The 24,142-nt window shown below is 68.9% G+C and carries 18 protein-coding genes; 8 read left to right on the forward strand and 10 right to left on the reverse strand.

All coding sequences use genetic code 11. From position 1 onward, the window contains the following. Nucleotides 1–18: 18 nt before the first annotated feature. Both R3E10_11780 and R3E10_11785 read right to left on the reverse strand, forming a co-directional pair. Nucleotides 19–1,614, reverse strand: coding sequence for an OPT/YSL family transporter (locus R3E10_11780; protein MEZ4416416.1), 1,596 nt, complete (start codon nucleotides 1,612–1,614; stop codon nucleotides 19–21). Continuing rightward, nucleotides 1,611–2,351, reverse strand: coding sequence for an AroM family protein (locus tag R3E10_11785; protein ID MEZ4416417.1), 741 nt, complete (start codon nucleotides 2,349–2,351; stop codon nucleotides 1,611–1,613). Before R3E10_11785 ends, R3E10_11780 begins: the two co-directional genes overlap by 4 nt. Nucleotides 2,352–2,368: 17 nt before the next feature. On the opposite strand from R3E10_11785, the gene R3E10_11790 reads away from it, so the two are divergent. Further along, complete coding sequence (locus R3E10_11790; GenBank protein ID MEZ4416418.1) at nucleotides 2,369–3,535, forward strand: DUF917 domain-containing protein; 1,167 nt, start codon at nucleotides 2,369–2,371, stop codon at nucleotides 3,533–3,535. Next, nucleotides 3,532–5,088: a hydantoinase/oxoprolinase family protein gene (locus R3E10_11795; protein ID MEZ4416419.1), complete on the forward strand. Its 1,557-nt coding sequence runs from the start codon at nucleotides 3,532–3,534 to the stop codon at nucleotides 5,086–5,088. The genes R3E10_11790 and R3E10_11795 overlap by 4 nt, the downstream gene beginning before the upstream one ends. Nucleotides 5,089–5,166: 78 nt before the next feature. Here the strand turns inward: R3E10_11795 and R3E10_11800 are convergent, their stop codons facing one another. Both R3E10_11800 and R3E10_11805 read right to left on the reverse strand, forming a co-directional pair. Then, the gene (locus tag R3E10_11800; protein MEZ4416420.1) at nucleotides 5,167–6,633 is read right to left on the reverse strand and encodes an arylsulfatase; all 1,467 of its coding nucleotides are present in this window, start codon (nucleotides 6,631–6,633) and stop codon (nucleotides 5,167–5,169) included. Then, nucleotides 6,630–9,224 (reverse strand): alkaline phosphatase D family protein, encoded by a 2,595-nt coding sequence (locus R3E10_11805; GenBank protein MEZ4416421.1) that lies wholly within the window; start codon nucleotides 9,222–9,224, stop codon nucleotides 6,630–6,632. The genes R3E10_11800 and R3E10_11805 overlap by 4 nt, the downstream gene beginning before the upstream one ends. A gap of 249 nt (nucleotides 9,225–9,473) precedes the next feature. Between R3E10_11805 and R3E10_11810 the strand changes: the two genes are divergently transcribed. The 3 genes from R3E10_11810 (at nucleotide 9,474) to R3E10_11820 (ending at nucleotide 13,134) form a co-directional block, all read left to right on the forward strand. Continuing rightward, nucleotides 9,474–10,415 carry a hypothetical protein gene (locus R3E10_11810; protein ID MEZ4416422.1) on the forward strand — a complete coding sequence of 314 codons (942 nt, stop codon included), beginning with the start codon at nucleotides 9,474–9,476 and terminating at the stop codon, nucleotides 10,413–10,415. Then, on the forward strand, nucleotides 10,412–11,560 hold the full coding sequence (locus R3E10_11815) for a hypothetical protein (GenBank protein ID MEZ4416423.1): 1,149 nt from the start codon (nucleotides 10,412–10,414) through the stop codon (nucleotides 11,558–11,560). Before R3E10_11810 ends, R3E10_11815 begins: the two co-directional genes overlap by 4 nt. An 83-nt stretch (nucleotides 11,561–11,643) precedes the next feature. Then, nucleotides 11,644–13,134, forward strand: coding sequence for an amidohydrolase (locus tag R3E10_11820; protein MEZ4416424.1), 1,491 nt, complete (start codon nucleotides 11,644–11,646; stop codon nucleotides 13,132–13,134). Between the two features lie 13 nt (nucleotides 13,135–13,147). Here the strand turns inward: R3E10_11820 and R3E10_11825 are convergent, their stop codons facing one another. From R3E10_11825 to R3E10_11850, 6 genes are all read right to left on the reverse strand, one after another. Then, nucleotides 13,148–14,206, reverse strand: coding sequence for an alpha/beta fold hydrolase (locus tag R3E10_11825; protein ID MEZ4416425.1), 1,059 nt, complete (start codon nucleotides 14,204–14,206; stop codon nucleotides 13,148–13,150). Between the two features lie 8 nt (nucleotides 14,207–14,214). Then, entirely contained in the window at nucleotides 14,215–15,108 is an 894-nt protein-coding gene (locus R3E10_11830; protein MEZ4416426.1) for a hypothetical protein, read from the reverse strand. Nucleotides 15,109–15,243: 135 nt separating this feature from the next. After that, nucleotides 15,244–17,991: a YqiA/YcfP family alpha/beta fold hydrolase gene (locus R3E10_11835; protein ID MEZ4416427.1), complete on the reverse strand. Its 2,748-nt coding sequence runs from the start codon at nucleotides 17,989–17,991 to the stop codon at nucleotides 15,244–15,246. Nucleotides 17,992–18,020: 29 nt separating this feature from the next. Then, nucleotides 18,021–19,475 (reverse strand): amidohydrolase family protein, encoded by a 1,455-nt coding sequence (locus R3E10_11840; GenBank protein MEZ4416428.1) that lies wholly within the window; start codon nucleotides 19,473–19,475, stop codon nucleotides 18,021–18,023. A 97-nt stretch (nucleotides 19,476–19,572) separates the two neighbouring features. Next, a complete protein-coding gene (locus R3E10_11845) occupies nucleotides 19,573–20,700 on the reverse strand; it encodes a glycosyltransferase family 4 protein (GenBank protein MEZ4416429.1) in 1,128 nt (375 codons plus the stop codon). A gap of 5 nt (nucleotides 20,701–20,705) precedes the next feature. Next, nucleotides 20,706–22,028 carry an MFS transporter gene (locus R3E10_11850; GenBank protein MEZ4416430.1) on the reverse strand — a complete coding sequence of 441 codons (1,323 nt, stop codon included), beginning with the start codon at nucleotides 22,026–22,028 and terminating at the stop codon, nucleotides 20,706–20,708. Nucleotides 22,029–22,189: 161 nt separating this feature from the next. Between R3E10_11850 and R3E10_11855 the strand changes: the two genes are divergently transcribed. The 3 genes from R3E10_11855 (at nucleotide 22,190) to R3E10_11865 (ending at nucleotide 24,113) form a co-directional block, all read left to right on the forward strand. Then, complete coding sequence (locus R3E10_11855) at nucleotides 22,190–23,170, forward strand: DUF1028 domain-containing protein (protein ID MEZ4416431.1); 981 nt, start codon at nucleotides 22,190–22,192, stop codon at nucleotides 23,168–23,170. Further along, nucleotides 23,167–23,763, forward strand: a complete 597-nt coding sequence (locus R3E10_11860; GenBank protein ID MEZ4416432.1) for a class I SAM-dependent methyltransferase — start codon at nucleotides 23,167–23,169, stop codon at nucleotides 23,761–23,763. The genes R3E10_11855 and R3E10_11860 overlap by 4 nt, the downstream gene beginning before the upstream one ends. A 179-nt stretch (nucleotides 23,764–23,942) precedes the next feature. Next, a complete protein-coding gene (locus R3E10_11865; protein MEZ4416433.1) occupies nucleotides 23,943–24,113 on the forward strand; it encodes a hypothetical protein in 171 nt (56 codons plus the stop codon). Nucleotides 24,114–24,142: the final 29 nt, after the last annotated feature.

Raw genomic sequence — 24,142 nt, forward strand, 5'->3', positions numbered from 1 at the left:
GCGCCATGGGCAGTCCCGTCATCGGGCTCCGGCGACGCCCCGACCGAAGCTGGTCAGCGCGGAGCCCGCGATCAGCCCACCGGCCAGCACGTACATGGGGGATTCGGCAGCCGAGCCGAAGCGTCGTAGCAGCAGGACTCGCAAAGCGAGCGCGACGCACACCGTCCAGCCTGCCGCCGCATTCAGGATCAGCAGGCCGGTGGCGAACAGCACGCCGAGCTGGCGGGAGGGGCCACCCAGCCACTGCAGGGCCGCGCCAGGCAGCGCCCACAGCAGCAGCGCGCGGAGCAGGGCGGGGTCGGCCCCAGCCTGGAGGGTGGCCAAATAGACCCGGTCCACCGGAGGAAACAGATCGGCGGAGAAGTAGCGGGAATAGGTGAGGGCGACAAAGAGGGCCGCCACGCCAAACCCCAGCAGCTCCGCCCCCAGTTGCGCGCGTCGCCCCGCCCGTTCGTAGGCGGGGCGGCTCCCCCGACCGCGCAGGAGCCAGCCTGCCTTGAGGTCGTAGCCCATGTCGGCGAAGGCAGGGCCGGTAGACGCGGTGAAGCCCACCAGGAACGCGAGTGGCAGCGGGGGGAAGCCCAACTGGATGCCCAGTACCAGGAAGATCAGGGCGGTCGCGAACGCGGGGAACCAACCCGCGTGCATGGCGGCGATCCCCACGATGAGCTCGGAAGCCAGCGCTGCCACTGCCGCGAACACCACGAACAGGGCGAGTTGTGCCGGAGGCATTGCGGCGGGGAGACCGGCCAGCAGCGCGATCAGGGACGCCGCCGCGGCGAACGCGAGGAATCCTCCCGCCACGGAACGCGGGAGGCGAGTCGGGGCGTCAGGCCCTTCCCCCTCTCGCTCATCGCTGTCTTCCCGTGCGCGCCCCACGGCCCGCACGATCTGCAGGAGCGCCACCAGCCCGGCACCGATCATGAACCCGTGGGGCACGTACATCTGGTTCAGGTCGAGCCCCAACAGGGGTGCGTAGGCGCGAGCCAGCAAACCCGCGCCGAACAGAGCGAGCGCCCACACGTTGCCGATCCAGCACACGCCGAAGACATCCATGGGAATGCCGAACCACTGACCGAGCGCACCAGCGCCGGCACCCAGCCCCAGCAGCCGGGCGCGGCTTCCTCCCTGGTCCCCCGCGATCAACACTTCGGCGGTGGCTACGCCCGAGGGCCATGATCCGGTGGCGGGATAGACGCTCGAGTCGAATACGCGGTACAACATGAGCGCGTCGATGAGCAGGCCGAGGGTGGCGCCGATCAGCATCACCGGCACCAGGTCGGCGCGCCCGATCAGCCAGATCACGCCGATGGGAAGGAGCAGGGCGTTGGCCGCCCCGAAGGTGGCGCCCGAGATCACGGTCTGCATCAGGTTCTGGCGCGCCGGATCGCGAAACGACGCCAGGGCCGTCAGCGGAATCCGTGCGATCGCCATTGCCACGATGGCACCGATGATGGAGCTGTTGGGTGTGATCCCCACCCGGGTCAGCAACTCGAGGCCGATCACGGTTCCCAGCACGGCCAGGGCCGCCCCGACCAGAAGCGTGAGTGGCTCGAACAGCGTTGGATGACGGGGGGTGCGCGGCGGCTCCACGCCGGGCGGCCGGTCGTTCACAGCAGTTGCCGCAGGGCGCCCGCGACCAGCCGCCGTGCCAGCAGGACCGGAGCGCGCGTCGCAGCGCGCACGCGCGCCAACATGGCTTCGTCGTAGCCCATGCAATGCATCACGATGAGATCGGCGTCCGCCAGCTCCCGGGCCGCCTCCGCGAAGCGGCTGTCGCGGTAGGGCGTGGAGTGCGACGCGACCACGCGCATCTCCCCGAGCGGCCAGCCGCGGCGCTCGGCCTCCCGGGCCTGCGCTTCGTGCGGCACCAGCACGCCCAATGTGCGCACAGCGGCCGCCAGCGCGGTTACGCCATGGTCCACCACCGCCTGGGCTGGGACGAACGGTGTCTGCAGCGCCGCGGGCGGGAAGTGGCCCGTGCACAGCAGGACGATGGCGTCCAGGGCCTGCCCGTCCAGTTCGGTGAGCAGCGCGGACACGCGCGCGTGCACACGGGCTGCGGCGAGGGTCGCTTCCGACCCATCTCGCAGTCGGCTCACCAGGCGGGGCTCGTCTCCAGTTGGCTCGAGGGCGCGGATGGCATCGGGCGAAAGCCCGTCCAGCGCCCCCCGCTCGACCGCGGTGAAGGGGAGGCCGACCCAATCCCGGATCTCGGGCACGATGTCGTCCCGGGGAGACTGGCCGATGGTAACGAAGCCCACCCGGGCCGGGCGAGCCGAGGATGACATGTGTGGGTCGGCGTGCATGCGCTGGGGTGGGGGAAGTGTCTTGCCCGCACGGTACGGCACGGGCATGATCCTGCGCCATGCCGGACCTTGGAGACCCACCCAAGTTGGACCGCGCCTCGGGTTGGCGCGCCGACGGCACCCGCGAGATCGCGCCGGGAGAGCTGGAGTTGTTGGCCACCGGCGCGTGGATTCTGGGCGCCGGCGGAGGCGGGAGCCCCTACCACGCCTTCCTCAACGCGCGTGAACAGGCCGGGCGCGGCGTCCGAGTGACATTGCTCGATCCTCGGCACCTCGACGACGACGACCTGGTCGCTGTGGTCTCCAACATGGGGGCGCCGCTGGTGGGGCAAGAGCGGCTCTCCGATCCCGCGTTCGCGGTCAAGCCGCTGCGGCTCATGGAGCGCTATCTGGGACGGTCCTTCCGTGCGGTGATGTCGCTCGAGATCGGCGGCGGGAATGCGCTGCAGCCCCTGTTGATCGCCGGGGAGACCGGGCTGCCGGTGGTCGACGCCGATTGCATGGGGCGGGCCTATCCCGAGGCCCAGATGACAACCTTCGCCATCGGGGACCTGGAGATGTTTCCGCTCACGTTGGCGGACATCCGGGACAACGAGGTGATCGTGGCCCGGGCGGCGTCCTGGAAATGGATGGAGCGTGTGAGCCGGGCCGCGTGCACAGCGGTGGGCTCCATCGCGGCCACCTGCAAAGCGCCACGCACGGGGCGCGAGGTGAAGGAATGGGGCGTCTTGCACACGGTGACCCAGGCCATCCGTCTGGGGCGGGCCGTGCACCGGGCCCGAGTGCTCCATGGCGATCCGGTGGCGGCGGCGGTGCAGACCGGGGACGGCGTTCGCATCCTGGTGGGGAAAGTCACCGATGTGGTTCGCCGCGCCACCGAGGGCTTTCTACGGGGTGCCGTACGGATCGCGGGATTGGGTGAGGATGTGGGTTCCGAGCTGGCCATCGACTTCCAGAACGAGTGGACGGTCGCCCGTCGGGACGGGATTCCCGTGGTCACCGTGCCGGACATCATCGCCGTGCTCGACACGGAGTCGGGCGAAGCGGTGGGAACCGAGACGATCCGCTATGGCCAACGGGTCACGGTCATCGCGCTGCCGGCCCCCCCGCTACAGACCACTCCCAAAGGGCTCGACCACGTGGGCCCCCGGGCCTTCGGTCACGATCTCGATTTCGTCTCCCCCTTCGCCGGTCGCTCGGATTGGGCGCAGCGGGAGGGACCGTGAGGCGCATCGGCATCGATGTGGGCGGTACCAACACGGATGCGGTGCTCATCGAGGGCAGCGAGGTCGTGCGCTGGTGCAAGACCCCGACGACCGAGGACGTCACGCAGGGCATCCGTGTGGCGCTGGCGACGGTGTTGGAGCCCGATCAGGACGGGGGGAGCTCACGTGCCGCAATCGATGCGGTGATGATCGGGACGACCCACTTCACCAACGCGGTCGTGGAACGGCGGGAGCTCGATCCCGTTGCCGCCGTGCGGATCGGCCTCCCTGCCAGCGCGTCGCTGCCCCCGTTCGTGGATTGGCCATCGGATCTGGCCGAGCTCGTGCGCGGAGGCGTGTTCCTCGTAGCCGGAGGCCACGAATACGACGGGCGCCCCATCGTTCCCTTCGACGCAGCGGGAATGAGGAGTGTCGCTGAGCGCATCGCGGACTCCAGCGTCCGATCTGTCGCGATCTCCAGCGTCTTCTCGCCGCTGACGTCCGAGTGCGAGGAGGCGGCTGCCGAGATCGTTGCGCAGGTCGTCCCGGGGGCGCGCGTCACGCTTTCGCATGCGCTCGGTCGGATCGGGCTCCTGGAGCGCGAGAACGCGACGATTCTCAATGCCACGCTCCGGTCTCTGGCGGATCGCACGCTCGCTGCTTTCGAGCGCGCGCTGGTGGAGAGCGGCCTGGACTGCCCGCTCTTCGTGACGCTCAATGACGGGACGGTAGCCCGCTCGGAGATGGTGGCGCGTTTCCCGGTGCTTTCCTTCGCATCGGGTCCCACGAACAGCATGCGCGGAGCGGCTTTCCTGACCGGCATGTCGGATGCGCTGGTGGTGGACGTCGGGGGCACCACCACCGACATCGGGGCACTGGTGGGAGGCTTCCCGCGGGAAGCGAACAGCGTGGTGGAGGTTGGCGGCGTCCGCACGCTCTTCCGCATGCCCGATCTCCTCTCGATCGGTCTCGGTGGAGGCAGCATCGTTTCCGAGGACGGCGGTCAGGTGGGGCCGACCAGCGTGGGCTTCCGGATCCAGGAGGAGGCCCTCGTGTTCGGCGGGGATACCCTGACGGCGAGCGATGTGGCGGTGGCGCTCGGGTGGACGTCGATGGGCGACGGGAGCCACGTCGCGGGGGAGCCGCGGGCCCGGGTGGAGCGTGCCGCCTGGAGCCTGCACACGGCCCTCGCCGAGGCGGTGGACCGCATGAAGACCGACGCCCGCCCCGAGCCGCTCATCGCGGTAGGCGGCGGCGCGTTCCTGGTTCCAGAGCGCATGGATGGCATCTCCGAAGTCGTCCGGGTGCCGCATCAGGGCGTGGCCAACGCCGTGGGTGCCGCCATCGCTCAAGTGTCGGGTGAAGTCGACCGCATCTTCCAGGGGGTCGGGCGCGAGGGCGCCATCGTGGAGGCCACCGCTCTGGCGAATGAGCGCGCAATGGCGGCAGGTGCCGCGGCGTCGACTCTCCGAGTCGTCGACCTGGAAGACCTGCCCCTGGCCTACCTGCCGGGAGATGCGCTGCGCGTGCGGGTGAAGGTGGTGGGGGACGTCGGACAGACCGTCCGCGTCTAGCAACCAGCTCAGCGGCCTTCCGATTCCACCAGCTCGGGGCCGCCGCGTTCGCGGATGAGCTCTGCGGGCATCATCGGCTCACCTTCTGGCGAAGTTCCACTCGGGAAGTCGTGCCGGGGTCCGGCTCTCCATGACGGCGGCAACGCGCTGCACCACCTCCGGGTGGTCGGCGGATACATCCCTGGTCTCTCCCGGGTCCTCCGTCAGGTCGTACAACGCGATGGGCGCGTCGGCGTCTTCGTGTCCACCGAGGCGCACCGCCTTCCAGTTCCCCAGGCGGACGGCCTGGGCGCCGCCCCACAACTCATGGTATTCCCAGTAGAGGGCGTCGTGTTGCTGTTGGCTGCCCTCGCCCAACAGCGTCGGGAGGAACGACACTCCGTCGAGGCCCGTGGGGGCAGACACACCCACCAGATCCGCGAAGGTCGGCATCATGTCCCAGAACGCCGACACGTGATCGCTCACCGAGCCCGGCGCGATGTGGTCCGGCCAGCGGGCGATGAGCGGCACCCGGATGCCGCCCTCGTACACGGAGCCCTTGAGACCACGCAGTCCGCCCGTGCTCTGGAAGTATTCCGCGTCCACGCCGCCCGTGTAGGTGGTGCCGTTGTCACTGCTGAACATGACGAGCGTGTTCTCGGCCAGTCCCAGCTCGTCCAGCTTGGCCAGGATACGACCGATGTGTGCGTCCATGCGCGTGATCATGGCCGCGTACGCCGACAAGGGACGGATGTGGGGCAGGTAGCTGCGGTCGCCCAGGTAGGGCTCCTCAGCGAACGCTCCCTCGTATTCCGCCAAGGCGGAGTCGGGCACCTGCAAGGCCAGATGGGGGATGGTGAAGGGCAGATAGAGGAAGAACGGCTGCTCCTGGTGCTCCTCGAGGAAGCGCAGCGCGTCGTCCGCCATCACATCCAGTGAGTATTCGTTGCCCTTGTAGGCGTCGTAGGAAGCCGGGTCGTCGGGGTCGCCTCCGCTGAAGCGCTGGTGAGGAGAGAAATAGGGGTTGTCCAGCGGCACCCGTTCACCGTTTCGCCACAGGTGGGTGGGGTAGTAGTTGTGGGCCAGCTGTTGATCGAGGTAGCCGAAGAAGTAGTCGAACCCCTGGAAGTGGGGCTGTCCGTACGAGTCGCGTCCGCCCAAGCCCCATTTTCCGATGGCGCCGGTATAGTAGCCGGCATCCTGCAGGAGCCGCCCAATCGTGTAGGTGGCGGAAACGAGGGGCATCTGCCCCATCTCGTTCGGGTCGGGGTAGCCGCCGACCTCGAAGTTGTCGCGGATCTGGCCATGGCCGGTATGTAGCCCCGTCAACAACGTCCCCCGCGACGGTGCACACACCGGGCTCCCCGCGTAGTGCTGTGTGAAGCGCATGCCCTGGGCGGCCAGGCGGTCGAGCGTGGGAGTATGGATGCGCGTCTGGCCGTAGGCGCCGAGCTCCCCGTAGCCGAGGTCGTCGGCGAGCATGTAGATGATGTTCGGTGGGGTCGCCTCCACGCGGCAGGCGGTCAGCAGGAGCAGTCCAATGAGCGCTCGTTGCGGAGTCCTCACGCGTCCCTCCCGTCCGGTTCGAAGTCGAACGACAGCGGCCCTCCGCCGAGGTCCTCGGCGTCCACAGTGCGTTCCTGCCAGAGCCCGCGGTCCGGATCGCCGACCCGGATCTGGTGTCGTCCACCCGAGAAGAGAGGGGCCGCGGGCTCCGACCCCTCCACCCTGCGGGAGTAGACCAGCTCGTCTCCGGCGTCCCGCACCTGCAGCACCGGAGCGGCAAGTCCGGTGATGCGCAGGGGAACGCGCAGCGCCGGCACGCGGCCGTCTCCGGCATCGGCCCCCACGACCATGGGCCATCCCCGGTATTGGCCGGCGTCGCCGGCGGCGGGGTCCGACTGGCGGGGCCAGCACTCGATGCGGATGGTGCGTGCCGTTGGATCGAACGTGATGATCCCGTAGCCCGTGGCCCGGTCGCGCAGGATGCGCGGCTCCAGTCCGGTGTCGTGCGGGTTGGCTGCCGCGTAGACGGTGATGCGGTTCCCGAAGCCGTCCAGGAAGTCGCCCGTGTAGGGCGGCTGGCCTGGGATCGAGGAGTGCGCCATCGGTCGCGGCGGCCACCAGCGTCGGGGCCAGATGTTGTTGAGTGCTGGTCCGGTGAAGCTCCAGGCCGCGTCCCGGAACTCGTCGACGCCGTGGTGCACCATGGTGGCGAGGTGCTGGTCCCCAGCGATGTGGAACGCGGAGCAGGTGCGGAGGACTCGCAGCACCTCGTCGCGTCGGTCCTGAGGCCATCCGTTCGAGTCCATGTCGACGGCGGGCTTGTCGCCGTCGACATACTCTCCGGAGCGAGGAACGGGAAGGCTGGGAATGACCTCGCCGGTCAGGGCATCTGCCGGAATGGTGTGTACGGCGGCGAAGTTCGTCTGGGACAGCACGACCTTGATCTGCGCCCCACCGCTCCAGTCCGCCGCCCACTGACGTAGGAAGTGCATCTGCCGTGTCCCGAGCAGGGTGGCGTCCGGGAGATCTCGGTGCTCCCGCACGTCGAAGTCCGGGTTCTGGATCCACCCGTTCCAGACCCGTGCCTGCGCGGGGAGCACGTTGGCGGGCGCCGACTTGAACTTGCGATCCTCCAGGATGGCGAAGCTGATGCCGCCGTAGGTCCAGCTGGTGAAGTAGACACCGATGCCCTGGTCGACAGGCACCGGATCGACGGGGTCGGGCAGGTGACTGGTCTGCGCCCTTTGCACGGCATTGAGCCACGCCGCGGGCATCTTGTAGCCGCCCTGGTCTTGCGCCTCCGCCCCCCATCCGTGGTCGGTGGGAGCCACTTTCCCGCCTTCGCCCCAGACGTTGCCGTGGTAGACGTCGTGGTCATCCGGGATGAAGGCGGCGGGGACGTGGCGGAACAGCTCTCGATAGGACCAGCCGAACATGAACCACTTGTGCAGCATGTCGAGCGTCGCCTCGGGAACCGAGTCCGTCTGGATCCCGAAGCCGCCCGAGCTCTCGTAGAACTGGTCTCCGAGGAACAGGGCCAGATCGGGTCGATGTCGGGAGACGTGCCGCACCACTTCCGCGTCGGGGAAGCCATGATCGGCGTTGCAGCTGAAGACGGCGGCCTTGAGCGGCGTGGATCCGTCGGGCTCGGCCGCCACGGTGCCTTCGTAGACGAAGTCGACCGGACCGGAACGCAGCGGCACACGGACGCGGACGCGATACGGGACCGCTCGCGTTCCGTCCCAATGTTCGACGCGGAAACGGGCTGTGCGGGCCAGTGGATCGAGGGGCGCGCGGGCCATCTCGGTCCAGGTGCCCTCCGGAGTCCGTACCTGCAACACCGGAGCGAGGCCGTCGATCGCCTCGATGGGGGCGAGCTGCGCGGTGAGCTTGAGGACATTCCGGTGCAGGGTGTACTGCGCGAAGACGATCGGACCGAACGCGGCTTCGGGGTCGCTCAGGATCCCTGGTCCGTACAGGCTCCACGCGTCGAACCGGACCTCGGCGCCGCCCAGCGCTTCAGCGCTGTGCACATGTAGCGCCAGAGTCCCCAGCGTGTCCGCGCGGTCGGCGATGCGGTGCTCCAGTGTGGAGACGGGTTGGGCGCCTGCGGCGGGCAGGAAGGCGTGGAGAGTCAGGCGGGCGCCCGCGCCTTCGGCCTCGACGTTCAGCTGCAGCCGAATGGGCTTCGCAAGATCGATGCGCTCCGCTCCGCGGAGATCTCCGCAGACCAGTCGACCTTCGCCGTCGACCCCGGCATCCTCCCCGCGCCCGTGGACCGCAGCCGAGCGAAAGTCCGGAAAGCGCCCCCGGCTGCCGACGCGAACTCCGGCGCGGGCGTCCCGCCCTCCCGCGCGGAGCGCGGACGCGTCCAGGACCAGGTCGGTACGGTAGGGGAGGCCCCCCGCTCTGTGGGTGAGACAGTGCAGCGTCCGGTTGGGAGCCAGGGTGCGGCAGACCAGCACTCCGCCTCGGACTTCCCAGTCCTGCAGCCGATTGCCCCAGTAGTCCGGCCCCACCCAGCGGACGTCCGGCCAGTCGTGCCAACGACCCAGATGACGGGCCTCCTGGTCGGGTCGGTCGACCGGGCGGGGGACTGCCGGGGACAACGCGCCGGCCATCAGAAGTTTGAGCGTATCGCGTCGGTCCATGGAGGCGCTCGGGGGATCGACAGAGGTTCAGCGGCGCAGCGGAACGCGACCTAGGCTGGGGCGGGGCGAACGGGTGGGCAAGCGCCGGGAGACCGGGTCGTGGGGAGTAACCTTTCGAGCGGTCCTTGGTACGGTAGGAAAGCGCGGTGCCCTGGCGCCGCGCCCAGCGGCCATCGCCTCACGTGCCCCGAGCGCCCAAGCGAACCCATCGATCGTATGCTTCGTCGCTGCCACTTCTGCGAACGTCCCATGGGGCGAGGCACGGACGACCACGGCTTTCCCGTCGTGCGGGTCGCCGCCTACGACGCAGAGCGCCACCGGCTTTGGGCCGTATGCGATCGCTGTCGGCGCTGGAATCTCTGGCCGCTGGAGGATCGCGCCGAGATCCTGGAGGCCATAGAGCGGCTGGCCCATGATCGCGGGGTTCCTGTCGCGAACACGGCCAACATCACGCTCCTGCAAGCGGACGAGGTCGCTCTCGTGCGGGTGGGGGATGCCGGGTTGGCGGAGCGCAGCTGGTGGCGCTACGGCCGGGAGTTGCAGCTGCGCTACCAGCGCCAGCGGAGCCCCCGCTTCCACCTCACGGGCTATCTCCAGGGCACGCTCACCGTCCTGGGGCAGAGCGTGGGGCTCGCCGACGAGAACCGGAAGGTTCGCTGGGACCGGGGCGGCCTCACGGATGTGCAGCGCTGGCGGCGGTTCGGGCGCACCGTTTGGAATGGTCGCCTACCGTGCACGAATTGCGGGAGCATACGCAGGGCCCTGCTCTACGATACCGGCTGGTTCGTGCACCCCGTGGTGAGTGAGGCGGGTCTCGAACTCCGAATGCCCTGTCCGCGTTGCGACTTCTGGAGCCCGGGCGACGCCTACAGCCTGACTGGCCCGGAAGCCGAAGCGACGCTGCGCCGCATCCTGGCCTACCAGCACTTCAACGGCGCGGATGCACCTGCCATCGAGCAGGCGTCGCAGGCCATCGAACGGGTGGGTTCTGTGCGCGGCCTGCTGGGGCCCACTGCCGGACGGAGTGTTTCGTTGTGGTCGATGGATCGGGTTCAGGCGTTGGCGCTCGACATCGCCATCAACGAGGCGTCAGAGCGCCGGGCCCTCCGCCACCTGGCTCTCGCCTACGAGGCGACCTGGAGGCGAGAGGAAGAGCTTGCCGAGATCATCGACACCGAATTGACGTGGTGACCGACACACCCAGCTCACTCTCCGAACGCATTCTGCTGCAGTTTGCCGAGGAGACGGGCCTGACCTCCTCCCGCGTGCCCCGCCGGTATCTGTGGACGGATGCCTTCGCGGTCTGTGGCTTTCTGGCCCATCACCGGCGTACGGGTCAGGAGCGCTTTCTGGAGTTGGCCACACGGCTCGTGGATCAGGTCCATCAGGTGCTCGGGCGCCATCGCTCCGACGATGTGCGGCAGGGTTGGATCAGCGGATTGAGCGAGGAAGAGGGAGCGGAGCGGCCAACGGCCGGAGGTCTGCGCATCGGCAAGACCGAGCCCGAGCGGGCCGGGCAGGGGCCGTACGACTCTCGACGGGAGTGGGACCGGGATGGCCAGTACTACCACTACCTCACGCGCTGGATGCACGCCCTCAATCGCGTTTGGCGCACAACCGAAGACGAACGTTTCCACCGTTGGGCCGTGGAGTTGGCGGCTGCGGCGCACCGGGGATTCGTGCGCAGGGACGCGAGCGGTCTGACCATGCACTGGAAGGCCAGCATCGATCTGTCTCGTCCGCTGGTGCCTTCCATGGGGCATCACGATCCACTGGATGGTCGCGTCGAGATCCAGGCGTTGCGGGCCACGGCCCCCCGCACGGTCGGGGACTCCACCGAGCTTCTGCGCAGGGAGGCGATGGAGCTCGACCAGCTGTGTCGGGGCCGGTCCTGGGTGAGTGACGACGCGCTGGGCATCGGTGGTCTGTTGATCGCGGCGTTGCAGGCCTCTCAGGTCCGCCTCCACGGAATGCCCCTGGATGCGCGACTGGAGGCGTCGGTCCTGCGCGACAGTTGGATCAGCCTGGACGAGTACGCGCGTCACGAGCGGCCAGGGGTGCCGGCCATCCAGCGACTGGCGTTCCGCGAGCTCGGTCTTGCCCTCGGCCTTCGCGCCGCGCAGCGCGTCGGGTCCCTCCCCAGGCCTCCCTTCGAGCCGGATTCGGAGCACGCCTGGGCCACCATGGTCCGAGCCCGCGTCGGGATCGCGGAACGGATCGAGGCCTTCTGGTCCCGGCCGGAGCATCGCGAGGTCGCCAGCTGGACCGATCACGCCGACATCAACGCGGTCATGCTGGCGGTATCCCTGGAACCCAGCGGCTACCTGGATCTCTGACGGAGGCGCTGGAGGCGGCTCCGCCGCGCCCCTGGTAGATTGCGGCACCGTCATCCGTCGGACCCAGCTCAGGAGTCGAGGCCGTGAGATTCGCCCGGTCCCCCCGCATCCGTCCCTTCGCCCCCATTCGGCGTATTGCCCCGTTCGCAGTAGGAGTGGCGCTCCTCGGCGCTGGAGGCCCGGCGCTGGGTGCGCAGCAGACCCGTGAGGAGGTGATCGCGGCGCTGGACGCACGTGCCGATCACATCACGGGCGTGGCCATGCGCATCTGGGATCTCGCTGAGGTCGGCTTCCTGGAGACCGAAAGCTCGGGGCTTCTCCAGGGCGAGCTGGCCGAGGCCGGCTTCCAGGTGGAGACCGGAGTCGCCGGCATGCCCACCGCGTTCGTGGCGACCTGGGGTGCTGGGAGCCCCGTCATCGGCATCCTGGCCGAGTTCGACGCGCTTCCCGGGATCAATCAGGACGCCGTCCCCAACCGCCAGCCGATCGAGGGGAAGGCCGCCGGCCACGCCTGCGGGCACCATCTGTTCGGCACGGCCTCCACCCATGCGGCCATCGCCGCCAAGGAATGGCTGGAAGCCACCGGTACCACCGGGACCATCCGCCTGTACGGCACGCCCGCCGAGGAGGGCGGGTCCGGCAAGGTGTACATGGCCCGAGACGGGCTCTTCAGCGACGTGGACGTGGTCATCTCCTGGCATGCAGGAGACTCGAACTACGCGGGCCCCAACACCAACCTGGCCGTGAAGTCCGCGAAGTTCCGCTACTCGGGCGTGTCCTCCCACGCCGCAGCGGCGCCCGAGCGCGGGCGCTCCGCGTTGGACGGCGTGGAGGCCCTCGACTACATGGTCAATCTGATGCGCGAACACGTTCCGCAGCAGACGCGCATCCACTACGTCATCACGTCGGGCGGAAGCGCGCCCAATGTCGTGCCCGACTTCGCGGAGGTGTACTACTACGTGCGCCACCCCGACCCGGAGGTGGTCAAGGACGTGTTTGATCGCATCGTGCAGGCGTCGGAAGGCGCGGCGCTGGGGACCGGCACTACGGTCGAGCACGAGGTGATCGCCGGCGCGTTCAACCGACTCCCCAACGTGGCGCTGCAGGAGGTCATGCATCGCAACCTGGAGGCGGTGGGCGGCATCCACTACGACGAGAAGGAACGTGCCTTCGCAGAGGCCATTCGCGAGTCGTTCAACAACCCGCCGCCGATGGACCAGGCCTGGGCCATCCAGCCCTTCGAGTTCGAGCAGACCTACGCATCGGCGGATACGGGGGACATCACCTGGCTCGTGCCCTCCGCGAATCTCAGCACGGCCACCTGGGTGCCGGGCACCTCCGCGCACAGCTGGCAGGCCATCGCGGCTGGCGGCACCAGCATCGGGGCCAAGGGCATGATGGTCGCCGCCAAGGTGCTGGCTCTCACCGCGCTCGACCTCTATCAGAGCCCACAGGCGGTCACTGCGGCGCGCGCGGAGTTCGAGGAGCGCCGAGGGCCGAACTTCACCTACGAGCCACTGCTGGGCGACCGCGATCCGCCACTGGACTACCGGAGGTCCGTGTCCAGCCGCTAGGAAGGCAGCGTCGCTACCGCCTGAATCGCGAGGCGAACGCCCAGACTTCCTCCGAGGCGTTCACCATGGTGGTGGACGGTCCCAGCAGCCGCTGCCACATGCGCCCGACCTCGACGCCGGGCCAACCGTGGCCGACGCCAGTGAAGCGCAGATGCTCGACGGTCGCGCCGTCCGTGCACCCGCTCCACCGGAGACGCGTGAGAGTCTGCCCGCGATTGCCGAGCTGCCCCGTCCGCTGCTCCACCGGCACCGGCTCTGGCCGGCAGCCGTTGCGGTCCGCCCAGAAGTCGAGGCCGTCCATGACGCGCTCGTGGGGGACGCTACGGTTGGTGAGGGGGAACGGCGGACCTTCGCCGCCTTCGTAGAGCGCCCGCGGGTCGTCGACGCTGTGGATGTGGAGCAGCGGCACCGGACGGGTCGGCGCGGGAGCACTCAACGCCATCGCTCCACCGACCGGAACCACGGCCGCCACCCGGTCCGCTGCCTCTGCGGCGAGTCGGTAGGCCATCATCGCACCGTTCGAGTGCCCGGTCACGTAGATGCGGTGGTCGTCGTAGCGTTGGCGGCGTGCCAGGTCATTGAGCACGGCGAGGAGGAACCCCACGTCGTCGACCTTCTGATCGAGCGCATAGCCGCAGCAGTTGTGGCCTGAGTTCCAGGTGTAGAGTCGACCGTCGAACGCTCCGGTCCCGTCGGGATACACCGCCACGAACCCGTTGCGGTCCGCGACCTCGTCCATCCCGTTCTCGGATTTGAACTGATCGGCGGTTCCACCTCCGCCATGCAGTGCCATCACCAGAGCCGGCGAGTCTGCGACGGCGGTGGGGACGTGCACGACGTAGCGTCGGGCGCGACCGTCGTGTACCAGCGTGAACGCATGGTCGCCGGCCGACAGGCTCGGGGCCTCCGTGGGAGGGCTCCCCTCGGGGGCCGGTCCACCCACTCCGGCCGGCTGCGCGCCGCAGCCAGCCGCGACGGCCGCCGCCAAGGCGACGACCGTCACGACGGGGCCTGTCAGCGCGCGCAGGACCCTGTGGCCACGAATCCCGGGCACCCGAGCGGTGATGCCCATCGACATCCTCAGCCGGTGCAGGTGGTGTTGTTCTGGTTGGCGTCCCAGCAGGCCCTCAGGCCACCGTTGTAGTGGGGCGCGATGATGTAGCCCGTGCCGGTGGCTGCGTTCCAGCCGATCTCGACCTCTTCGTTCTGGGAGGCATCGTACCACGTCACCAGGTGATTGTCCCCGTTGCGGTCAGCGGTGAGCACGTCCCCCACGTTGGGGCCACTGGTGACCGTGATGGTCACGCCGTGCAGCACGTCGCTCTCGTGCGACCAATCCACCCGTACCACCTCGGTCGGGTTGCCCGGCTGGGTGATGTCGTTGAAGCGCCATGTACCGCTGGTCCTGTCCACGCGGGACACGCCGCTGTACCACAAGAACTCGTCGAGCGGCGGATTGGTCTGGGGGGCGGTGATGCGCATGTCCCAGGTGACCTGATCGCCCTGGACTACTCCGGCGATGTGGGCGGTCCAGAGCTGACCTCCCTGGGAAGCCGTGTAGCGCCAGTGCCAGCGCCCGTCGTCCTCGAAGGACGGCGTGTTGTTGGCAGCGGCCGCGAACACGGCTGCGGGTACCACCAGATGCAGAGCGGTGATGGCCTGGGCCACCACCACGCTCAGGGCGGCGGTGGTGAAGTTGAGTCCCACACCCGCGACCGCCGCGTTCTGCTCGGCCAAGGCCACGAGGGCGCTCAGGCTCTGCGCCTGAGCCGCCTGGGCCGAGCCCGAGGCCAGCAACCCGAAGTCGGCGTTCATGCTGGTGGCTGCGGGGAGGTCGGGAGGCGGCCCCGCTTCCTGCTCGGGTCCCGTGGTCCCGTTGTCGCAGGCTCCCAGCGCGGCGCCGAGGATCAGGAACAGGGCCCATCCCGACCGCGGCCGGAGGGCGTGTAGAATCGCGTCACGGTGTCGGGTCATGGTTCTCCCGTCCTGTCAGGGTCATCGGTTCGGGCGGGGCCGAGGCTCCGGCGCGCCGCCTTTCATGGTGTGGGTGCGTCCTGCGGCCGCCCCATATGACAGGTAGGGTCCTGGGCACACACCGTGCCTGCTGCGTCAGTGCCCCAGACGACGCCCCCGCTCCACCCAGGTCTCGCCCCGTTGGATCCACTCCGGGGCGGGCTCCCCTTTCAGGTAGTGGCCGAACCACTGGAGGATCCGCCGGTGGTAGTCCACCTGCTGCGTCTCCTCCCGCAGGCCGTGGTCGGCACCCGGATAGACCAGGAGCACCACCTCCTTTCCGGCGCGGCGGGCGTAGTTGTAGAACTCCAGGCCCTGACGGAAGTCGACCACGCCGTCCGCGTCGCCGTGCATCAGCAGCATGGGCGTCTGGAGATTCGTGATGAAGTTGGCGGGGGAGCTCTCCAGGTGTCCTTGCACGTCTTCCCAGTACGGGACCGCCATACGCGCCTGACCCGTCTCCCAGTGTCCCGACTCCGGGAGTCCTCCGTTCCAGTGCACCGCTCCCATGAAGCTCATGAAGTTGGTGATGGCTGCGCCGGCTACGGACGCTGCGAAGCGGTTGGTGCGCGTCGGTAGATAGGCGGCCTGATACCCGCCCCAGGAGTGTCCGATCAGGCCCATCCGTTCAGGATCGACGTGGCCGGTGGCCACCGCGGCGTCGAGGGCGTGCTCGACTGCGTCCAGCGCGGAGGGCCCCGGACGACCGGGCTCGTAGGCGATGTCGGGCATCAGCACGAAGTACCCTTCCTGGGACCACACCTGGTAGTTGTAGTAGCTGCGCTGGCTGGGTGTGTAGTAGCGGTGCAGCCCGTCCGAAAGGCGCTCGTACTGGTAGAGAATCAACGGATAGCGCTTCCCCTCTTCGAAGTTCGCCGGATAGGTGAGGATGGCCTGGAGCGCGTGCCCCGCGTCAGTGGTGTAGCGGAGCAACTCGGTCCGGCCCCACGCGTACTCGTCCTGGAACGCATTGACCGCCGTGAGCCGCCGCAGGGATCGAAGGTCTTCATCGCCCACGAACAGGTCTGGTGCGTCGTCCCAGCGCTCCTGACGCAGCACGTACCGGGCGGCATCACGCGCACGAGTCAGCGACGAGACGCGCGCATCCTCGGACACGAGCGTCTCGGCGGAGCCACCGGGCCGCACCCGCGCGTAGCCGGAACGCTTGGTATCGAGATCGAGGGTGGAGAGCCAGAGGGGATCGGTGTCCGACCAAGGCGTCGCTTCTCCGGGGCGACGCTCGGGATCCACATGCGCGACGCGATAGCGGATGCCCGCCTGCGCGCCCTCCGTCATGCGAGTGAGGACTCCCGTGACGAGGTCCGCGCGCCACACGTCGTGCTTGTCGTAGAGCAGGGCCGTCGTGGTGCCCTCGATCCATGCACCTACGCCCCACGGAGGCCGCGGCCCTGGATAGTCGTAGTCGAAGAGGGGCATGGTGAAGCGACCTGCGTCGCCGATCGCGACGCGTTCCAGCGACGTCAGGTCGACCGCGATCCAGCGATCGTCCTCGTAGACGAGCACTCGGCCATCGGCCGGGCCTTCCTCGATGCCCCAGTGGACGCCCTGCGCGATCCGCGTCCGCTCGCCCGTCCCCGGATCGACGCGGTACCAATCGGCGGACGAGTCGCCCCAGCGTCGTTGCACGCGGTAGGGCGTGTAGTCTGGCACAAGTCCCCACCGGCCTCCCTCGACCATGCGCACGGGTTCCTCCAGGTCCTCGCCTAGGCGCACGAAGCGGTCGGAGCGCAGGTGCCATGCGGCCGCGTAGGTCTGCCGCGCGATGCGGGCCGCGTTGTACTCCTGCGCCCTGAGGATCTGGTCGTCATCCCAGTGCCACACCTGGACGTCCGCTTCCTTGGGCGCGTCCGGGTCGGCTGCCGTCGACTCCGAGGCCGTGCTCGCCGAGTCGTCGGGCTCCGTCGCCGATTTCCCTTTGGGGTCCGGCTCCCACGGTCTCAAGCCCACGAAGACGATGGCGCCATCGTCGCTGAAGGAGATGCCAGCCGACTCGACCACGCGAAGCGTGTCACCGAGACCCGGGTGATCGGCGGCCAATACCTGGGGTGCGGCTGAAGGCGCGGTCCACGCCAGGACGTCGTGTGCATCGTCCTTGCGGTCCTCTCGGGAGACGGAGCGGAGGACGCCCAGGGCGCCGGAGTCTTCATGCCACGTGAGTCCGCGGTAGCGGGCGTTCCGCGAGTCGAGCGTGCGCAGTGTGCCGCTGTCGGGGTCGAACAGCACCACGCCGTTTCCGTCCCCGCCGGCCGTGCGCAGCGTCGCAGCCAGCCGTACCCCGTCCGGTTGCCATGCGAAGCTCTCCACGTTCCCGATCACCGTGCGTCGACCCGACGCCGGGTCCAGCACGATCAGATCCGCTCCCACGCTATCGGCCAGGGGGTAGCCGCGAGCAGCCAGCCAGACGCCATCGTCGCGAAAGGCGACGTCGCTGATCTCGAAGAGCACGGTATCCCTGCCGGGGTTCAGCTCGACCAGACCGAGCCGGTCGTGGATCGGCGTCTTGGAGGCCTCCCGCTCCGCGGGGGAGACGCCCTTGCGGTAGGCGAGCCAGCGCCCGCCCTCGGCGAACACAGGGCGCGTTCCGTGCTCGAGCACCAAGGCGTCGCCGCGCCCACTCGTGGCGTGGACGCGGATCTCGTTGCGCTCGTCGACGCGCTGGATGGACGCTGCCAGCCACTCTCCACTCGGGTCCAAGAGAAACGTGCCCAGGTTCTCGAAACGCCCGTACTCGGACGGCGTAAGCGTGGGCAGCTGCTGCGCCACCAGGGGAGCGGCGAGCCAGAGCCAGGCGAGGCCGGCGGCCAGTCGACGAAGAACGATCATCACATGCTCCAAGGAGATGGTTTCGTTGCTCAGCGTGCTGCTGGGGCACCGCGGATGGCACGCCCGGGCGCGACATCCTCCACGAGTCGGCTGTCCACCACGACGGGAGTTCCGTTCACGATGACATGTCGGATTCCCTCCGAGGTCTGCGCCGGTTCTGCATAGGTGGCGCGCTCGCGAATGGTCGAAAGGTCGAACACCACGATGTCGGCGTCGGCACCGACACTGAGCCGTCCCTTGCGGCGCATGGCGGGTGAGGCCTGCTGCAGCTGTACGGCGGCCAGGTAGCTGGTCTTGCGCACGGCGTCCATGAGGTCGATCAAGCCCTCTTCGCGGACGTATTGGCGGAAGAAGCGTGCGTAGGTGCCCGCCCCGCGCGGATGGCCGCGGCCCTCCGCGTCGATGCTCCCGTCGCTACTGACCATGGTCACGGGGCTGGACAAGGCACGCCGCAGCGTCGTCGTGGGAATGAAGTGGATGATCACCCGGTCGGGTTTGCCGTCGTGGCGATACCGTTCGAACGATGCTTCGGTGAGGCGTTCGCCATTGGAGACCATCTCGATGTCTCCGTAGTCGATCGCCATTCGCTCCCGGAACCCCTCGTCGAACACGGAAGACTCGAGGCCGGTCGATCCCGCCTCCCAAGGATAGGCGTCGGCGGACATGTCGACCCCGTGCGCCGCGGCTCCTTCCAACAGACGCATGGTGAGGTCGATCTCCCGCGGCGACGTAGAGTTCACGTGGGCGATCTGCGCGGAGGCGCCGGTCGCAGCGGCGGTGGCGATCACCTCCTGGATGGCTTTGACGCTGTTGATGGGGTGGGTCGGACCCAGGTAGCGGATATGCAGGTGGACGGGAACCCCGTACCGGCTGGCGAGGGCGAACAGTCGAAACACCTCGTCTTCGTGCGTGCTGGGCACGTACTGCAGTCCGAAGCCGATGCCGAGGGCACCGTCGAGAATCCCCCGGCGGGCGATCTCCACGATGCGCGCCACCTGATCCGCACTGGCGGCCGCGGCGCGTTCTTCTTCGTTGCCGGCGTGGAGCCCCACGGCTTCGCGAGCGGCTTGATGTCCGACCGTGGTGCCGTAGTTGAGCAGCGCGCCTTCCTGCTCCATGCGCTCGTACAGGGCACCCACGTCGGTGGGACCGCCGTGCATCGAGAGGACGGTGGTCACGCCGTCGGTGACCTTGTACAGGGCGCTCGGCAGCTGGGCGGCGGCGACCTGGGTCAGCGGATCGATGAAGCCGGGGGCGACGATCAGTCCGGTGGCGTCGAGCACACGGCGGCCCTGGAGCGGCCCGGACTCGATCGCCGCGATGCGCCCGCCCCGCACTCCGATGTCGGCGACGCCGTCGAACCCGCTCTCCGGATCGAGGACGCGGCCGCCCCGGATGACGAGATCGTATCCCGTATTCTGGGCGGCGAGCGCTGCAGGAGGAAGCACCCAGACGAACGACAGGACCAGCGCGAGGATTCTCATGGCCTCTCCGGGAGAGCGTTGGCAGCAGGCTGGGCCCGCCGCCGCAGGTTGGTCGACTTCCCAGGAAAGAGGCAAGGGCGCCTGGTGGGGCCCACGTTCAGCGGGGCGGGGTCCAAGGCTCCAGTAAGCGGCGCGCGACCCCTGGCCAGGTGAACTCGGCCAGCACCCGCTGGCGGCCCGCCTTCCCCATCCGAGCGCAGAGCTCCGGATCCTCGAGCAAGCGGTCGATCTTGGCGGCGATCGCCATGGAGTTGTGCGGATCCACCAGGAAGCCGGTTCGACCATCGAGAACCGCGTCGCCCACCCCGCCCTCGGCTCCGGCTACGACAGGTTTCTCACAAGCGGCGGCCTCGAGGAACGTGATCCCGAAGCCTTCCGCATCTCCGGTGCGCTCCAACGTCCGACTGGCCATGACCACCACGTCGCAGGCCCGGTACAACTCCACGACCTCCGCGTCGGACAGCGATCCGGTCCACACCATGCGATCGGCCACTCCAAGGTCCCGGGCCAGCCGCCGGAGGCGAGCCTCGACCCGGGCTTCGCCACTCCCGCACACCACGTAGCGAATCCCAGCATAGCGCGCGGCGAGTCGGGGCAGCGCCCGGATCACCTGATCGTGGCCCTTGCGTTCCACCAAGCGTGCCACGGTGAGCAATAACGGCCTCGATGCGATCCCCAGCCGGCGCAGCAGCGCTTCGTCCGGGGGGCGCGGCTGGAAACGCTCCGGATCGACGCCCGGATGGATGACCCGCGTGCGCGCCTCGGGAACGTGCAGACGCTGCTGCAGCTCCAGCTGCGTATAGCCACTCACACAGGCGATGGACCCGGCCGCACGCAATACGCGTCCGAGGCGCACTCGCTGGACCCACCCCAGCCGGCTCGACACCTCCTTCGCGTGCGCGATCAGCACGAACGGCAGGTCCAGCTCGGCGAGGTCGTGCACCACGGGCCGGACCGCCTTCCAGTGGAGGGCGATCACGCGGTCGGGCCGCCCCTCCTTCCGCACGTGGCTCTGCAGGGCGTCCCGCTCCCGGGGACCGCCGCGATGGCCCACGGGGGTGACCCGAACGCCGCGAGGAGGTGAGGGCTCGACCCCAGGAGGCAGGCGGGCATGCACGGTGACGTCATGACCGTCCCGGAAAAGCCCGTCTGCCAGGCCGTACGCGAACTGTGCGATGCCCCCCTCCACGGGAGGGAAATCGCGGGTAAGGAGCAGAATGCGCACCCGACTCAGGTGCGAGGCCGGAACCAGGTGGCCGTGCTGACACCGGTGGCCACCTCGGGCAGCACACCCCGCTCGATGAGCACGGGGCGGGCGGCCGCTCGTAGTGCCGGAAGCGCGCGGGAGAACCATGCGGCCAGCACAAGACACCCTGCGCCACCCAATGCCACCGTGGAAGGCGCGCCCAGCTGGGACGCCAGCCAACCGCCCGTGAGGCTCCCGATGGGGCCGACGCCGACGAAGGCGACGGTGTAGAGGCTCATGACGCGGCCTCGCATCTCGTCGTTCGTCAGGGTCTGCAGTACCGTGTTGATCCCTGCCGTGGTGACGATCACCCCGAACCCGGCGAAGACCAGCATCAGCCCCGCCAGCCAGGGGGTGCGTGCCAGCGAGAACAGGATGAGCCCTGAACCGAACAGCCCGCAGCACTGGGCGATGCGACGTCCCAGGCCCACGATCGAATCGCGTGAGGCCAGATAGAGCGTTCCCGCCAAGGCGCCCGCCGCTGCGCAGGACGTGAGCAGCCCCAGCGTGCGCGCATCGCCGTCCAGGACGTCTCCGGCGAAGACCGGCAACAGCACGGTATACGGAATCCCGACCATGGACAGCCCCGCCAGCAGCAACAGCAACGCCCGGATGGGCGCGAACCCGGCCGCGTAGCGCCACCCGTCCAGGAGGCTCCCCAGAATGGAGCCTCTCGCCGCCGCCGGCTGACGCGGAACCCGCACGGTGGCGAGCGCCACCAGCACCGCGGTGAAGCTGAGCGCGTTGATCAGGAAGACCGGTCCCTCCCCGACGATGCCGATCAGGACGCCGGCGATGGAGGGGCCGACCAGGCGCGCCGCATTGAACATCGCCGAGTTGAGCGCGATGGCGTTGGGGAGGTCCTCCGGATGCTCGACAAGACTGATGAGCATGGACTGACGCGCCGGAATGTCGACGCCCGAGATGATGCCCGACGCCAACGAAAACGCGATGAGGTGCCAGATCTCGATCCGGTCCAGCAACACAAGGGTGGCCAGCAACAGGGCCAGGCCCATGGACAGCGATTGGGCCGCGACCACCAACCGGTAACGGCTCCAGCGATCGGCAGCGGCGCCGGCCAGCGGCGCCAGGAAGAGCGACGGGATCTGGCTGGTGAAGGCCATGATGCCCAGGAGCACCGAGGAGCCGGTGAGGCGGTAGACCAGCCAGGCCATGCCGACCTGCTGCATCCACGTCCCCACCAAGGAGACACCCTGACCGGCGAGGAAGACGCGGAGATTGCGTCCGCGCAGGGAGCGCAGGGCGAAACTCAGCCGGTCCAGCAACGAGCGGGACTCCCGGTCCACGGGGTGCGTCGTGGCGGGGCGGAAGCGCCCCGGAGACGCAGCAGTATAGCCCCCGGGGGAATCCCGGTCAGTGCCTACCGACCGTCACTTGCTCCCGCCCATCGGGGCCCAGCACGTTCGGGTTGCCGCACGACTGGCCCGAGTCCTTTCACGGAGGTGCGATGAACCGCGCGTCGCTGCCCGTCCTGACCGTTCTGCTTACTGCCTCTGCGGCCGGACTCGCAGGGCAGGACCACGACCCGAACTACCTGGCGACGTTCTCGATCATCGCGCGCGATCCCGCCACGGGTGAGTTGGGGATGGGAGTGCAGTCGAAAGCGTTCGCGGCCGGGAATCGTGCCATGCACGCCAAAGGCGGCGTGGCCATCGTCGCCCACCAGGCCAGTGCCAACCCCATGTACGGCGGCGTCGGCATCGAGCTCATCGAGGCCGGCTATTCGCCGCGGGAAGCGTTGGACATGATGGTGGCCAGCGACGAAGGACGGGACCGTCGCCAGGTGGCCATCCTCGACATGCAGGGTCGGTCGGCCGCCTGGACGGGAACCGGCGCCAACGACTGGAAGGGACACCACTGCGGGGTGGGCTACTGCGCGCAGGGCAACATCCTGCTGGGCCCTGAGGTGGTCGAGGCCATGGCGCGCTCGTTCGAAGGATCCCAAGGCCCCCTGGCGGAGCGCTTGCTCGCTGCGCTGGACGCCGCTCAGGCAGCGGGTGGCGACGCCCGTGGCATGCAGTCCGGGGCGCTGCTGGTGGTGCGCCCCCGCGTGAATGGAGGCTACAGCGATCGTGCAGTGGACCTCCGCGTCGACGACCACCCCCGCCCCCTCGTGGAGCTGCGCCGGATCCTGCGACTGCAGCGCTCCGGGGAGACCATCACGGACGCGAATCGGCGGCTCGCGGCGGGGGACGCGGAGGGCGCCCTGGCTGCGGCCGAGCGCGCCTGCGAGCTGGCGCCGACCAACGACAACGCCTGGGTGGCCCTGGCCAACATACACCTGAGCGCGGGACGGAGAGCGGAGACGCTGGATGCGCTCCGCCGGGCGGTCGAGTTGAACCCGGGTCGCAAGCGGACGCTTCCCCGGGACCGGAACTTCGAGGACCTGTTCAACGACCCGGACTTCCAGCGGATCGTCGGCTCATGAAGCGGTACGACCGCGCCTACTACGAACACTGGTACCGGAATCCCGCCTACCGCATCGGGTCGGCGGCCGTGCTCAAGCGCAAAGTGTCGCTCGCGGTGGCGCTGGCCGAGTGGGTCATCGATCGCCCGATCAAGAGCGTTCTCGATGTGGGATGCGGGGAGGGACGATGGCAGCCGGTGCTGTATCGCCTGAGACCCAAGGCCAGCTACCTGGGGATCGATTCCAGCGAGTACGCCATCGAGCGCTACGGCGGCCGCAGGAACCTCCGCCTGGGGACGTTCGAAGAGTTGGGCCAGCATGTCTTCGACCGCCCCTTCGACCTGGTGGTCTGTTCGGACGTGCTCCACTACTTGACCCGTTCCCAGCTCGTCCAGGGGCTGGAGGCGCTGGTGCCACTGGTCGGGGGCGTGGCCTTGCTGGAGGCGTTCACCAGCGAGGACGACATCGAAGGCGACCATCACGACTTCCAGCGACGTTCGGCGGCCACCTACCGCCGGCTCTTCAGCGATGCCGGCCTCGTGCCCTGCGGCATGCAATCCTACGTCCGAGCGGATCGGGCCGTGGACCTGACGGCGCTGGAGTTGGGGCTCTGAGCCTCGCCGGGCCGGAAGGAGCGGGGCGAGGGTGCGGCTGAGAGGGCCCAGGCGCGGTGCATCGACGCAACGGATGTTTCCCGGGGAGTGTCCCCATTGCGGGTAACCCGCCTTGCCACGAGGTTCCCTGGCGCCGGATCGATCCGGCGTATTTTCCTCGCTTGAAGGATGGGCGTACTATGACGTACGAACGCCCCGAACTCGAGGTGTTCGGTGGGCTCCGCGACCTGACCCAGGTGGGACATTCAGGGGCCGGAGACATGTGCACCGTCATCAGCGCAGGCCGTGGGAAGGCGGTTGGCAACCCACACTGCCAGGGCGGCGGCACCGGGACCACCGGCCGGTCCTAGACCGGTCGTGGTGACGATGAAGCACGGGG

The sequence above is a fragment of the Gemmatimonadota bacterium genome, assembly GCA_041390105.1.
Classification (GTDB): Bacteria; Gemmatimonadota; Gemmatimonadetes; order Longimicrobiales; family Gaopeijiaceae; genus JAGQIF01.